Genomic DNA, 13,923 nt, shown 5'->3' with positions numbered 1-13,923 from the left:
GCTTTACGATGGAGAACTTTTGGGAAAATGAATTTGTTCAGACGGCGGGGAATTACAGTGTAGTCATCCTTTGTCTCGTGTTGTTCTTAGCGGTCTTTGAACTGGTGACAAAATATCGGAACTGGGAAGAAATCAAAAAAGGGAATATGGCCGTGGCCATGGCAACGGGAGGGAAAATATTCGGGATCGCGAATATTTTCCGGCATTCCATCAGTCATAACGATACCATCCTCACGACGATCGGGTGGGGGGTGTTTGGCTTTTTCCTGCTGTTGATCGGGTATTTCATTTATGAGTTCCTGACTCCGAAATTCAGGATCGATGAGGAAATTGAAAATGATAACCGGGCGGTAGGCTTCATTTCACTGGTCATTTCAGTCGGATTATCCTATGTCATAGGAGCCGGTATATCGTAAGGAGAGGGAATATGGAAACATTGGCGAAAGTTCTGCTCACCCTGTGCGGCGGCTTTATAGTCGTCGGCATCATCTATATGTTGTTCTTTACTTGACTCAGGGCACTCAGGGGAAAAACACAATCCCAAAATAATAATATTGTACAAACAGACTGTCATATGGTGGAATAGGCAGTCTGTTTTCTTTTGAAAAAAGTTCTGTAAGGAAGGTCAAGCTTCATGGATAGGAAGAAAGTATGTCGGCATTTATTTCAAATTGTAACTGAAGTCCCCTTATATTATAATAATGAATAGAATAAATTTTCTAACTATTCAGAAGGAGGGATTACAATGAACCAACCATGGCTTGCTGAATACCCGGCGGAAATACCAAAGGAGCTCAACCTAGTTGAAAAACCTTTGCAGTCCTATTTGACCGAAGCCGCTTCTCTGTACGGAGATAAAGCAGCGATTCATTTCATGGGCAAAGAGATAGGATACAAGGAACTATACGAATCGGCTCTTACATTCGCCGGATACCTTAAAACACTTGGGATCAACAAGGGCGATCGGGTAGCGATCATGCTTCCCAATACCCCCCAATCCGTTATCGCCTATTACGGCATCCTTTATGCAGGCGGAGTGGTGGTACAAACCAATCCATTATATATGGAAAGGGAAATCGAATATCAAATGAAAGACTCCGGAGCCAAGGTGATCCTTACATTGGACATTCTGTATCCAAGAGTATCGAAAGTGATGAAAAACACCGACCTTGAGCACATCATTGTAACCGCTATCAAAGACTATCTTCCTTTCCCTAAGAATCTCATTTACCCATTCATCCAGAAGAAACAATATGGTATCGTCGTGAAGGTGGACCATAGAGGGCAGAATCATTTATTCACGGAAATCATGAAATCGTCGGTGGCTGAAGCGATATCCCAGGAAGAATTCGATTTTGAAAATGATCTTGCCCTGCTTCAATACACAGGCGGTACGACAGGTTTCCCCAAAGGCGTCATGCTGACCCATAAGAATCTGGTGGCCAATGCCTCCATGTGCGATGCCTGGCTGTATAAGTGTACAAAAGGGGAAGAAAAGATGCTTGGGATCCTGCCATTCTTTCATGTGTATGGCATGACTGCCGTGCTGATTCTTTCCGTCATGCAGGGATATAAGATGATCCTGCTTCCTAAGTTTGATGCAGAAACAACATTGAAGACGATTCAGAAACTGAAGCCTACCCTGTTTCCAGGAGCCCCGACAATCTATATCGGACTCTTGAATCACCCGGATTTAAAGAAATATGACTTATCATCCATCGATTCATGTCTCAGTGGAAGTGCGCCATTACCGGTTGAGGTGCAGCAGCAATTCGAGGAAGTCACGGGTGGGAAGCTCGTCGAAGGATACGGATTGACCGAATCATCCCCAGTCACTCATTCCAATTTCCTTTGGGATAAAGCGAGGATAAAGGGAAGCATCGGTGTTCCATGGCCGGGTACGGACAGTGCCGTGTTCTCAATGGAAACGGGAGAACCCCTGCCGCCGAATGAGATGGGTGAAATCGTCGTCAAGGGTCCGCAGGTGATGAAAGGATACTGGAACCGGCCTGAGGAAACGGAACAAACGTTAAAGGACGGATGGCTGTTGACGGGAGATATAGGCTATATGGATGAAAAGGGCTATTTTTACGTAGTGGATCGTAAGAAGGATATGATCATTGCCGGCGGCTTTAATATCTATCCCCGGGAAATTGAAGAAGTCCTCTACGAACATCCAGCGATTCAGGAAGTTGTCGCAGCAGGGGTCCCGGATCCGTATAGAGGGGAAACCGTCAAGGCATACGTTGTCCTGAAGGAAGGAGAGTCCCTGACGGAGGAGGAACTGAATGAATATTCCCGTAAATACCTGGCTGCCTATAAAGTGCCGAGGATTTATGAATTCAGGAAGGAACTGCCTAAAACAGCTGTCGGGAAAATCCTGAGAAGGGCCCTCGTGGATGAGGAACGGCAAAAGATAGAGGATGAGCAGAAAACAAGTTAGGCTGTCACCCACTTGAGCTTTTTCTTTTTGATTGGAAGTGGGACAAGGATCCCTTCTTGACAATCAATGAGAAACCTTTTATTATGGAAATATGAATGAATGGTCATTCATATTTTGTTAAGGCAGGTCAAAACTTATGAAACGAAATAAACCAAAATACATGCAAATTATCGATGCTGCTGTTATCGTGATAGCAGAAAATGGGTACCATCAGGCACAGGTGTCAAAGATTGCAAAGCAGGCAGGGGTGGCTGACGGAACCATCTATCTTTATTTTAAAAACAAAGAAGATATCCTGATTTCGTTGTTTAAAGAAAAAATGGTTCTCTTTGTCGAAAAAATTGAAGAAGTTATTGCAGGAAAACAGACAGTTTCAGAGAAATTATTAGTGATGATTGAAAATCATTGTAGGATACTGTCGGATGATCATCATCTCGCCATCGTCACACAATTGGAGCTTAGACAATCGAATAAAGATATCCGATTGAAAATCAATGATGTGTTAAAGGGCTATCTGGAATTAGTCGATAAGATCCTGATCAGCGGGATCGAATCTGGCGAGTTCTCAAGTGATCTGAATGTTCGCCTCGCCCGCCAAATGATCTTTGGCACTCTGGATGAAATGGCGACAACATGGGTGATGAACGATCAGAAATACGACTTAGTCGAACAAGTCCCTGCTATTCATAAGCTATTGCTTCATGGATGCAGAGGCAGGAACTAAACTAGTTTAGGGGGATTAGAGATGGAAAGTTTATCATGGGTCTTAGAGGGACAGGTCGCAACCGTCCTGATTCAAAGACCTCCCGCAAATGCACTAGCAAGTGGACTCATCAAGGAAATCGACGCGGTTCTTGATGAACTTGAAACCAATTCGGATGTCCGGGTGATCTTACTGAAAGGTGAGGGACGCTTCTTCTCGGCTGGTGCCGATATCAAGGAATTCACGACGATCGAAAGTGGTGAAGAATTCTCCAAGCTTGCGAAAAAAGGCCAGGACGTCTTTGAACGGATGGAGAACTTCCCGAAACCGATCATTGCAGCCATTCATGGTGCCGCATTAGGTGGCGGACTGGAACTCGCCATGGGCTGTCATATCCGATTGGTGAGTGAAAATGCCAAACTCGGCTTACCGGAGCTTCAACTCGGGCTGGTTCCAGGATTTGCAGGATCACAGCGCCTTCCAAAACTGGTTGGACGGGCGAAAGCAGCAGAAATGCTGTTGACGAGTGACCCGATCAGCGGAACAGAAGCGGTTCAGTGGGGACTTGCCAATAAGGCATATCCGGGGGACGAGCTTTTCGATAAGGCGAAGGAAATGGCCGATAAGATTGCGAAGAAGAGTCCGGGAGCCATGAAGGCTGCCATCGAACTACTTAGTTATACGAAAGATGACCGGTTCTATGAAGGTGTGATGAGAGAATCGGATCTGTTTGGTGAAGTATTTGTGTCCGCGGATGCCAAAGAGGGTATTTCAGCCTTCGTTGAAAAGAGAGAACCACACTTTAAAGGCTAGAATACATTCTAGTAATATAGTAAACTCTTATTGAGGGGCAGTGTTGCATGTCAATGCTGCCCATTCAAAGGGGTTAAATTGTCGAAATCTTTTTAAGGGAAAGAATGTTTACATTATTAGGAGGGACTTACGAATGAACATCTATGTACTTTTGAAAAGAACGTTTGATACTGAGGAGAAAATTTCGATCCAAAACGGTCAAATTGCCGAAGACGGAGCTGAATTTATCATAAATCCTTACGATGAATATGCAGTCGAAGAAGCCATTCAAGTCCGTGATGCACATGGCGGCGAAGTGACAGTAGTAACTGTCGGTGGGGAAGAAAGTGAAAAGCAATTGAGAACGGCTCTAGCAATGGGTGCTGATAAAGCAGTCCTGATCAATACAGAGGATGACCTTGATCATGGAGATCAATTCACAACGGCCAAGATCCTTGCTCACTATTTAAAAGAGCAGGAAGTAGATTTGATCCTTGCAGGTAACGTAGCCATTGACGGTGGATCTGGACAAGTCGGTCCGCGTGTGGCAGAACAGCTTGATATTCCTTACGTAACGACGATCACGAAACTGGAAATCGATGGTGAAACCGTAACGGTCACGCGTGACGTAGAAGGGGATTCAGAAGTCATCGAAACGTCTCTTCCATTATTAGTGACTGCTCAACAAGGATTGAACGAACCTCGTTATCCATCCCTTCCAGGAATCATGAAGGCAAAGAAGAAGCCTTTGGATGAAGTGGAATTGGACGATATCGATTTAGACGAAGATGATGTAGAAGCGAAGACCAAGACAATTGAAATCTACCTTCCACCGAAGAAGGAAGCCGGTAAAGTATTAGAAGGCGAATTAGACGCTCAAGTATCAGAGCTTGTTTCCCTTCTTCGCAATGAAGCGAAAGTTATATAAGCGAGAGTCACAGGAATAACTAACATTCAGGGGGTATTTTAACATGGCGAGAAAAGTATTAGTACTTGGAGAAGTTCGGGACGGATCATTACGTAATGTTTCCTTTGAAGCGATTGCGGCAGGGAAAACAGTATCTGAAGGCGGAGAAGTCGTAGGAGTTCTAGTTGGCAAGAGTGTAAGCGCTTTAGGAGAAGAAATGATTCAATATGGTGCGGACAAAGTGGTAGTCGTTGAAAACGATAAACTGGAACAGTATACGTCAGACGGGTATTCACAAGCCATCCTTTCAGTCATTGAGGAAGAAAAGCCTGAAGGCATCATTTTCGGTCATACGGCACTTGGGAAAGACCTGTCCCCTAAAGTGGCAAGCAAGCTCAGCACAGGATTGATTTCCGATGCAACGGATCTTGAGGAAGCAGGCGGTAACCTTGTCTTCACAAGACCGATCTATTCAGGGAAAGCATTTGAGAAAAAAATCGTGACTGACGGTGTGATCTTTGCGACGATCCGTCCAAACAACATCGAGCCGTTGGCGAAGGATGAGTCACGTAGTGGAGAGGTTACATCCCTTTCTGTCGATATTAAAGACCTGCGTACCATCATTAAAGAAGTCGTCCGGAAAGCGAGCGAAGGGGTGGATCTTTCTGAAGCGAAAGTCATCATCGCCGGCGGACGCGGTGTGAAGAGTGAAGATGGATTCAATCCTCTTAAGGAACTTGCCGACGTGCTTGGTGGAGCTGTGGGAGCTTCCCGTGGAGCGTGTGACGCTGACTACTGCGATTACTCACTGCAAATTGGTCAAACAGGTAAAGTCGTAACGCCTGATCTATATATTGCATGTGGTATTTCAGGAGCTATCCAGCATTTAGCAGGTATGTCCAACTCCAAGGTCATCGTTGCGATCAATAAAGATCCTGAAGCGAATATCTTTAACGTAGCGGATTACGGAATCGTTGGAGACCTGTTCGAAGTGGTACCGATGTTAACGGAAGAATTCAAGAAATTAAAAGTATCTTCTTCTTAATCCGTTCATACGTTTACAGGAACGAATAAGGGGTATGAGAATAATATGAATACAAATAAGGACGTAGCTGAATCACGGGCTGCGCCTTATTTTTTCTCCCGTGGTATATTCCATATTTAAACGGGAATATTACCTACGAGCAGAAAGATAGCATCCAAAAAAAAACGGTGATATACTTACGTTACATTAAAAGATTTTAGGAGGCGCATATATATGGCTATTACACATGCTACTGATCAATCATTCACAACTGATACAAACTCTGGACTGGTACTTGCGGATTTCTGGGCTCCTTGGTGTGGACCTTGTAAAATGATCGCTCCTGTACTGGAAGAGCTTGATAGCGAAATGGGCGACAAAGTGAAAATCGTCAAAGTCGACGTTGATGAAAACCAGGAAACAGCAGGTAAATACGGAGTAATGAGTATCCCTACTTTGGTTGTCCTTAAAGACGGAGAAGTAGTAGACAAAGTAATCGGTTTCCAACCTAAGGAAGCACTTGCTGAATTATTAAACAAACACGTATAAGAAATATTGATGGGAAACCGGGGCTGAACTTCAGCTCCGGTTTTTTTGTTGTGTCCAGAGTTCTCCTCCACAAATTTTCAAAAACTCGTTGACTATGAGAATCGTTCTCGATATAATTTAAATGGAATTGAAAATCATTATCATTTAAACAGTCGGAGGTCTATACATATGAGAAAGAGAGATTTAACGAAGATTTTTGCAGCATTCTTATTAACAGGTTCTGTTTTGGCGGGTTGTGGAACAGATGAGAAGAGCAGTGAAGACAAAAAGTCTGCTTCAAATGATTCAAAACAGGTTGAAAAAGAAGATGAAACTGAACAAGCGGACATTGATTTCTCTGCCTCATTCGAAGAAGCGAAGGCTGAACTTTCAAAAGCGAAAGAAGACAAAGAAGTCGATTATGATAAAGTGACGTCCATTTATAAGGATGACTTACAGGAGCTTGTGCAAAAACGTGACCAGGAAACAGAAGGTAAAGTGGATGAACATATTTCCACAGCCCTTGAAGCAGGTAAGGATGGTTCCCTCGATCAAGTGGTGGTAGCACAGATTTTTGATAAATTAATGCAAAAAGTATTCTATACATCGATGAAGCATGAATTTACGGAAATAGCGGAAAACTGGGGTAATACAGAAGAAGTCAATGAAGAAATAGAAGAAGCGAAAGAGTTCTATGCCATCTTAGAGCAGACTGTTCAAAAGCGTGACCAGGCTTATGACACGAAAATGGTTGATGCGATAAATGGTGGTTTCAGTGAAATGGAGAAGGCGGTTGAAGAGGATAATGAGCTCGGTTTCCAATTGGGGAAACAAGTCGTGGATAAGACGCTCATGAAGACATTTTATCTTGCTGCAGGTGCCCTTCCGAACGGTTATGCCATGAAGGCGTCTGAAGAAGCGAAGGAAAATGCCGAAGCTGCAAAAGCCGAGCAGGCAGAAGGGTGGGCATTCTATCAATCTCTTGATAGTTATTTATCAGGGAATGCCCCGGAAGAAGCAGAGATGATCAACAAACAATTCGATCTGCAAACGGATGTGACGTCCATTGATCCTGAAGCAGTGAATCATGCATTTGTCCGCGGTTTCTCTAAAATCGCCATACACGAATATGAGGAAAGTGGAGAGAACTGGGGCGAAGATAAGGCGGCAATCACAGCCTTGGAAGGTGCACTGTTCATTGATCTGATCTCATCAGATCTAAAGAGCCTTATGGGTGAAGAAGAATATCAATCTCTATCAAGCGATGCTCAAAGCTACTTAGAAGCTGTTAAGTCACAGGATAAAGAGAAAGCAGAAACGCTCAGAACGAACATTCAGAACGTATTGAATGATGTGGTGGCGAAAGCGAATAAATAGTTTATTGGGTTGACCCTGAATAGTGTGTAAAGTCCATCCTTCAAGTGCTGCTTGGGGGATGGTGCTTTTTTGCACATGGGGGTCAACCCTTTTTCACTTTCTCACTCAGGTGAGGTACAATATAGAAATGATTAAATCGTAATGTACGAGGTGTAAGGAATTGAAGATTATAGTTACGGGAGGGGCCGGGTTCATTGGATCCCATCTATCGAGGAAGCTCATTGAAGAGAAACACGAGCTGTTGATCGTAGACAGCTTTCATCCCTATTATTCACCTGAAAGAAAAAAGAGGCAGTTGTCCTTTGTGAGGAAAATGGGTTCATTCCGCTTCGTCCAAAAGGATTTACTACTAGATGAACAGGAATTACAAGAAGTATTCCATGATTTTAAAGCCGATTGCGTCGTCCACTTGGCGGCGATTCCAGGCGTTTCCCATTCCTTGCGTGTACCGAATGAATATGTCGATTATGATATCAAAGCGACGATCAACACGCTGCGGATGGCGGGGGAGAGCGGAATAAAGAAATTTGTCTTTGCTTCTTCGTCATCCGTTTATGGAAATACCGATCACAAACCATCCAAAGAAGATGACGCGACGGGTGAGGTGGTGTCTCCATATGCCGCTGCCAAGTACAGTGCCGAATCGTTCTGTAAAGCCTATGCGTCCATTTATGGAATGGACTTGACGATCCTTCGTTTCTTTACGGTCTATGGGCCATGGGGCAGACCCGACATGGCGATCTATTCTTTCATCAAAAAGCTTATGAATGGTGGGGAAATCCCGATTTATGGACTTGAGAATAAGAGGGATTATACGTACATAGATGATATCGTGGATGGTACATATAAGGCGATCAGAAGTGAAGAGTCGGGAACGTTTAATCTCGGGAATGGTTCGCCGATTTCAATGGAGGGACTGGTAAGTGAACTGAGAAAACACTTCCCTTCCCTCGAGCTCCACGTCACGGATAGAAGAGCAGGGGATGTGACATCTACCTATGCAGATAGTAGGAAGGCAAAAGAGATCCTCGGCTATTCTCCTTCCATCTCCTTTGAAGAAGGAATAAAAAGAACGGTTCAATGGATGAAAGAACATGAACAAAACGGTCTATAAGTTCGCAAAGAATGCTGTTAGATTGATATTATTAGGTCTGTTCTTCCTCTTGGTGAGCTTCTATTTTAACAAAGAGTTTATGGTGGAAGCCATCGGGCAGATGCTAGAGCACCCTTTTATCCTATTCAGTGTGTTAGGAATCTATTTTTTATCCTTTTTACTAAAAGGGATGGCGTGGAAAATCTACCTGAATGAACATGTTCGATTATCAAGCTGTTTAATCGGTTTGTTTTACAGTTTGTTGTTTAATCATCTGTTTCCATTGAAGGTAGGAGACGGGCTGCGGGTCATGGTGATGAATCAGCGTGAAAAGCAAATCAGTGTTGCACGCTCGTTTCATTCTGTATTTGTCTTGAGAGTGATGGACATTTTATTTCTCATGATTCTGGCAGGAATCGGTCTGCTATTTATTCCGCTGCCACTAAAGCTGCCTGGTCTATACTCGATAGGATTGGTCGGATGTGCCGTATTGATCGGGTTACTCCTCTTCCGGTACGTAGCTTCCGAATTTCTCTCAGGGGAGCTCAAACTGCTGAAAACTGCCTTATCAGGCGGTAGGGGACTCATAGTCATCACCCTCGTATTCTTGAGTTGGATATTGGAAGGGGCCATTCTTTACGGTGTTTCCATGATTATGCTGGAACCCCTATCCATGGGGGAAGCGGTTTGGGTCAACAGTGTGACGATCATCGGCCAGTTATTTCAATTTGCCCCTGGAGGAATTGGTACGTATGAATCGGTCATGAGCTATACATTGCTTTCTGCCGGTATCCCACTTGGCATTGGTCTTTCCATGGCGATCGTGAGTCATGGGTTAAAGTTTATATTCTCCTTTATAGCAGGAGGAATCGTAATCGCTGTGTGCCCCGTTTCCATTAAAAATGTGAAACGGTGGAGCAGGATGAAAGGATGAATAAAATTGAAGAGCGCATCAAAATTTGAAAAAACGGCGGCCAGATGCTGGAACCTGCTGAATGAAGGGAAACCATTCACCCCTATTTTCGTCATAGGGACCATGACACTCTTTCATTTACAGGGGTTGCTGCAAGGGGAATGGTTTCCGTTCCTCATAAGCTTGCTGTTTACCCTCCCACTATTTATTTTGTATTTCTATTATGATTTTCCGTTGTTCCTGAGGAACTATTTATGGATCCCGATCATCGGCTATCTGTTATTCTTTGAATCACCCAATTTAGCCCTGTGGGGATTCGGGATTGGTCTTTATTTCTTTTTCACCGTCTTTTTCTGGGGAACATTTTATTACCATCTCCGGATCGGGACGGATTGGCTGAATTTCACCCGGTTTTGGAAACTGGTGTTGAAGAACAGTGACTCAACGAGCGGAAATGCCCAGGAGCAGCTACCGAAATTCCTGCTCCTGTTAGCTGTATGGGATGGAATGATGACGAATCTTGCCACCGGAGAACTTCTTCCTGCCACCCATTATTTCGTATTTTGCGGTGCTATATTCGCTTTAGCGTTCATTCTGCATCATTTCCTTTTTGACTGGAAGCCGAAGCAGTATGACTCCTTTACAACGGGTGAAGCGATGGATGAGGAGATGACGAATGAAAAAGTGGTGGTCATCGTGATCGACGGGATGAGAAAAGAACGCTTCTATGAAGCGAATACTCCATATCTTGATTCTTTGATGGAACAGGGGACCGAGTATTTGAATATGGAAACCGTCTATCCTGCTAGAACGGTTGTCTGCTTTTCCTCCATGTTCACAGGTACGTATCCGAAGGAACACGGCATGAAATCCAATATGGTCTGGAAGCTTGGGATCAAGGTGGAAAGCATCTTTGATTCTCTGCGGAAAGTAGGGAAAAAAGGGAAGATGCTGGGGATTGCCCACCTGGTGGATTCCTTCGGTAAAGATGTCGAAACCGTGACGGCCGTGATGCATAAAGACAAAGCAGATCGAAATATTATCAATAAAGCGAAAGTCATCATGGAAGAACAGGACCCTGATCTATTCATTGTCCAATTGATCGGTACAGATCAAATCGGGCACAGCAGGGGAGTCTTATATGATGAATACATCGAAAAGATTGAAGAGGCAGATCGCCTGATACAAGAATACGTCGAGTGGCTGGAAGCAGAAGGAAAGATGGAGAACACGACCCTTATGATATGTGCAGATCATGGACAGGCAGATGGAATCGGGGGACATGGTCATCTTGATGAAGGGGAAAGATACGTTCCATTCTTTATGGTCGGCCCCGGGGTCAAACAGGGAGAGAAGATCCAGGAGAAACACAGTCTTGTTTCCATGGCCCCTACCATCGCCCATTTATTAGGGGCGCCATTTCCAAGTAACAGCAGGGGACCTGTCCTCAACGAGGCGTTAAAGGAGCGTTGGAAACAACATGAATAAGCAGAAAGTCATCGTATTTATGCCGGCGCATAATGAAGAAGAATCGATCGGGGAGGTCATTAAGCGGGTGCCCCGTTCCTTCCACCCATCCGTAGATGTAGAGGTATTGGTCATCAATGATGGATCAACGGATCGAACGGTTGAAGTGGCTGAAAGGGCAGGTGCCGATCATATCATTACATTTGAGAAAAATCGTGGACTGGGTGCTGCGGTACGAGAAGGACTGCGGGCCTCCTTCAACCTTCATGCTCAAATCGGGGTCATGATTGATGCGGATGGAGAATACCCGCCAGAACAAATACCTGAGCTATTGGAGCCGATTTTCAAAGGGGAAGCGGATTATACCATGGGCTCGAGATTCTTGGGAACCATCAATGGAATGAAGCTTCACCGTCGATTGGGGAACTATTGTTTCACCCTTCTTCAATGCGTCCTCCTGAGAAAGTGGATCTATGACGGGCAGTCCGGTATGAGGGCGTTCTCGAGACAGGCCATGGAACATGCCGAAATCATACATGATTACAATTACGCTCAAGTGCTGACCTTGAACCTTGTCCGTAAAGGGTTTCGGGTGAAGGAAATCCCGATTTTGTATTATGTGAGGACGACGGGGCGATCCTTCATCAAGTTCAAGTCCTATATGTCATCTGTTCTTCCCGCCATTATTCAGGAGATGAAGAAACCGGTGGAGAAAGTATATGTGGAAGAGCAGGCCCATTACATCCCTTCAGATGAAGGAACGAATCATTTTGCAAAATGACAACATAAAACCACACCATTCGTAAAAAATAAGTACTCCGGCTTCTATGCTTGAGTACTTATTTTTTATTGACAATACGAATGATAATCATTATCATTGAAAACAGGAGGGAATCATACATGAAAAAATCGTTCATAACCACGGTACTATTGTTTTTATTAGGTAATATCCTGCTGTCTTCACAGGCATCCGCCTATTCATACGGCGATCCGAGTGAGGAGAAAATAGCAGAAGCGTATAAAGAAATCATGATCAAGCTAGATGAAGACCCTCCGAATTATTCAGAGTCCAAAAAGATTTATGAAACGGTTCAAGAAGAAGTGGATCAGCATATGGGTGAAGAACCTTCAAAGATCATCCTTCAGAACCTTGATAACAAAGAAAAGCGAGAGGCCATTGAAAACCTGGATGAACTCCTTGTCCTCAATATTGCCAGAAGACTTGAAAGCATTGATAAAAACTTCTCGGAATATGATACGAGTAAGCGATTGCTCGCAAAAGGATTTGCTACATATAAAACGTTATCCCCGAAAGTAGAAGGGGAAAACCCTGAATTGGATCAAAAGATCAGGACTGAATTCGATCAAGCGCTGGAATCCCTCGGAAACCCGGGATTGTTCGGAGTCGGAACAAAGGAATCCGATCAGGACGCGTTTAAAGAAAGTAAAACGTTCATAGTGGATTCGCTTCAAAAAGAATTCGACATTAAGAGTCTAGAAGTCGGACACTTTTCTGAAAGTGCCACTGAGGAATCAAGCGGGAAACAGGAATGGACGGATATTTCCAACCTGAAGAACTGGTTACCCATCATCATTATCGTCGGGGTGCTGGCTGCAGCGATTGTATATGCCGTCAGAAAACGTAAATAAGGTCACTATAGAAATAGTCTTTAAGCAAGTAAGGGGGAACTATTGTGGAATTACAAGCTTTACTGATCACCTTTCGTGAAGTCCTGGAAGCGTTACTGATCATCGGGATCATCACTACCTATCTGAAGAAAACGAATCATGGCCGGTTTACAAAGTTTGTCTGGCTTGGTGCCGGATTAGCGATCATCGCCAGTGTCGGCGTAGCGATGCTCTTTCAGGTCGTCTTTACGGGATTTGCTGCCATGGGAAGCGAGATCTATCTGAAGATCGGCATCATGCTCGTCTCCTCCGTCCTTCTTACCCAGATGGTCTTCTGGATGGCGAAGCACAGCCGCGACCTTAAAGGAAACATGGAAGGGAAGATGAAGCATTTCATTTCCACAGGCAACATTGTCGGAATGGTGATCCACTCGTTCCTCGTTGTTCTCCGCGAAGGTGTGGAGACCGTATTCTTCTTCGCCGCCATTACAGGCGGGGATATCGGAGCGGCCATGCAGGGCTGGGGAGCGATTACGGGAGTCGTCATCGGGTGTGTCGTAGCTTACTTCTTCTTTAAAGGCACAATGAGAATTTCATTGAAAAGCTTCTTTAAAGTGACCGGCGCATTCATTATCCTCATATCTGCAGGACTTCTTGTACAGGCGATTTCCATGATGCAGGATATAGGATTGATCGGCAGTGTGATTCCACACCTTTACGACCTGACCTGGCTACTGCCTGAGCATCCGATCGATTATGCCCATTTCCTCCGTGATACAGGAACTGCCCCGTTGTTATCCGGTGATGTAGGCATTTTCCTTAAGGCGTTGTTCGGATATTCCTCCATGCCGTCCATCGAAGAAGTGATTTCGTATATTGGCTATTTCGTAGCGATTTACTTCCTGACTGCACCGAAGCGGGAGTCGGTGAAAGCAAAGGAAGAGGTCAAAGGCGGAGTGAAGGATTTGAGCCCACAAGCTAAATAAATTGTATCAGTACCAAACCTCATTGCCCTTAAAGATTGAACACCGTTTTCGAAAGGTGTAC

14 protein-coding genes are annotated in these 13,923 nt (G+C 44.4%); all 14 read left to right on the top strand.

Annotation, left to right across the window (positions count from 1 at the left end; translation table 11 throughout):
* Positions 1-8: 8 nt before the first annotated feature.
* The 14 genes from M1J35_RS18655 (at position 9) to M1J35_RS18590 (ending at position 13,862) form a co-directional block, all read left to right on the top strand.
* Positions 9-416 (top strand): DUF350 domain-containing protein, encoded by a 408-nt coding sequence (locus M1J35_RS18655; protein ID WP_034757057.1) that lies wholly within the window; start codon positions 9-11, stop codon positions 414-416.
* 329 nt (positions 417-745) lie between these two features.
* A complete protein-coding gene (locus tag M1J35_RS18650) occupies positions 746-2,443 on the top strand; it encodes an AMP-binding protein (RefSeq protein ID WP_371928685.1) in 1,698 nt (565 codons plus the stop codon).
* A 136-nt stretch (positions 2,444-2,579) separates the two neighbouring features.
* Positions 2,580-3,167, top strand: coding sequence for a fatty acid metabolism transcriptional regulator FadR (locus M1J35_RS18645; protein WP_034757061.1), 588 nt, complete (start codon positions 2,580-2,582; stop codon positions 3,165-3,167).
* A 21-nt stretch (positions 3,168-3,188) separates the two neighbouring features.
* Positions 3,189-3,959: an enoyl-CoA hydratase gene (locus M1J35_RS18640; RefSeq protein ID WP_254651919.1), complete on the top strand. Its 771-nt coding sequence runs from the start codon at positions 3,189-3,191 to the stop codon at positions 3,957-3,959.
* A gap of 133 nt (positions 3,960-4,092) precedes the next feature.
* A complete protein-coding gene (locus M1J35_RS18635; protein WP_034757067.1) occupies positions 4,093-4,866 on the top strand; it encodes an electron transfer flavoprotein subunit beta/FixA family protein in 774 nt (257 codons plus the stop codon).
* Between the two features lie 43 nt (positions 4,867-4,909).
* Entirely contained in the window at positions 4,910-5,890 is a 981-nt protein-coding gene (locus M1J35_RS18630) for an electron transfer flavoprotein subunit alpha/FixB family protein (RefSeq protein ID WP_224519384.1), read from the top strand.
* A gap of 213 nt (positions 5,891-6,103) precedes the next feature.
* A complete protein-coding gene (gene trxA / locus M1J35_RS18625) occupies positions 6,104-6,418 on the top strand; it encodes a thioredoxin (RefSeq protein WP_034757073.1) in 315 nt (104 codons plus the stop codon).
* 168 nt (positions 6,419-6,586) lie between these two features.
* Positions 6,587-7,774 (top strand): hypothetical protein, encoded by a 1,188-nt coding sequence (locus tag M1J35_RS18620; RefSeq protein WP_254651918.1) that lies wholly within the window; start codon positions 6,587-6,589, stop codon positions 7,772-7,774.
* A 160-nt stretch (positions 7,775-7,934) separates the two neighbouring features.
* Complete coding sequence (locus M1J35_RS18615) at positions 7,935-8,888, top strand: NAD-dependent epimerase/dehydratase family protein (protein WP_254651917.1); 954 nt, start codon at positions 7,935-7,937, stop codon at positions 8,886-8,888.
* A complete protein-coding gene (locus M1J35_RS18610) occupies positions 8,869-9,801 on the top strand; it encodes a lysylphosphatidylglycerol synthase transmembrane domain-containing protein (RefSeq protein ID WP_254651916.1) in 933 nt (310 codons plus the stop codon). The genes M1J35_RS18615 and M1J35_RS18610 overlap by 20 nt, the downstream gene beginning before the upstream one ends.
* 6 nt (positions 9,802-9,807) lie before the next feature.
* The gene (locus M1J35_RS18605) at positions 9,808-11,268 is read left to right on the top strand and encodes an alkaline phosphatase family protein (protein ID WP_224519388.1); all 1,461 of its coding nucleotides are present in this window, start codon (positions 9,808-9,810) and stop codon (positions 11,266-11,268) included.
* A complete protein-coding gene (locus M1J35_RS18600; protein WP_254651915.1) occupies positions 11,261-12,028 on the top strand; it encodes a glycosyltransferase family 2 protein in 768 nt (255 codons plus the stop codon). Before M1J35_RS18605 ends, M1J35_RS18600 begins: the two co-directional genes overlap by 8 nt.
* 119 nt (positions 12,029-12,147) lie before the next feature.
* Positions 12,148-12,897: a hypothetical protein gene (locus M1J35_RS18595; protein ID WP_224519390.1), complete on the top strand. Its 750-nt coding sequence runs from the start codon at positions 12,148-12,150 to the stop codon at positions 12,895-12,897.
* A 44-nt stretch (positions 12,898-12,941) separates the two neighbouring features.
* Positions 12,942-13,862: an FTR1 family iron permease gene (locus M1J35_RS18590; protein WP_079532507.1), complete on the top strand. Its 921-nt coding sequence runs from the start codon at positions 12,942-12,944 to the stop codon at positions 13,860-13,862.
* The last annotated feature ends 61 nt before the right edge of the window (positions 13,863-13,923 follow it).

Origin of the sequence: Rossellomorea sp. KS-H15a (genome assembly GCF_024195245.1) — a bacterium.
Lineage (GTDB): Bacteria > Bacillota > Bacilli > Bacillales > Bacillaceae_B > Rossellomorea > Rossellomorea vietnamensis.
The sequence above is the reverse complement of the archived record's forward strand: the minus strand, read 5'-3'. Positions and strand labels throughout refer to the sequence as shown.

Coding starts and splice junctions, on each gene's coding strand:
- M1J35_RS18655 (WP_034757057.1), top strand. CDS start 9: ATGGAGAACTTTTGGGAAAATGAATTTGTTCAGACGGCGGGGAATTAC.
- M1J35_RS18650 (WP_371928685.1), top strand. CDS start 746: ATGAACCAACCATGGCTTGCTGAATACCCGGCGGAAATACCAAAGGAG.
- M1J35_RS18645 (WP_034757061.1), top strand. CDS start 2,580: ATGAAACGAAATAAACCAAAATACATGCAAATTATCGATGCTGCTGTT.
- M1J35_RS18640 (WP_254651919.1), top strand. CDS start 3,189: ATGGAAAGTTTATCATGGGTCTTAGAGGGACAGGTCGCAACCGTCCTG.
- M1J35_RS18635 (WP_034757067.1), top strand. CDS start 4,093: ATGAACATCTATGTACTTTTGAAAAGAACGTTTGATACTGAGGAGAAA.
- M1J35_RS18630 (WP_224519384.1), top strand. CDS start 4,910: ATGGCGAGAAAAGTATTAGTACTTGGAGAAGTTCGGGACGGATCATTA.
- trxA (WP_034757073.1), top strand. CDS start 6,104: ATGGCTATTACACATGCTACTGATCAATCATTCACAACTGATACAAAC.
- M1J35_RS18620 (WP_254651918.1), top strand. CDS start 6,587: ATGAGAAAGAGAGATTTAACGAAGATTTTTGCAGCATTCTTATTAACA.
- M1J35_RS18610 (WP_254651916.1), top strand. CDS start 8,869: ATGAACAAAACGGTCTATAAGTTCGCAAAGAATGCTGTTAGATTGATA.
- M1J35_RS18600 (WP_254651915.1), top strand. CDS start 11,261: ATGAATAAGCAGAAAGTCATCGTATTTATGCCGGCGCATAATGAAGAA.
- M1J35_RS18595 (WP_224519390.1), top strand. CDS start 12,148: ATGAAAAAATCGTTCATAACCACGGTACTATTGTTTTTATTAGGTAAT.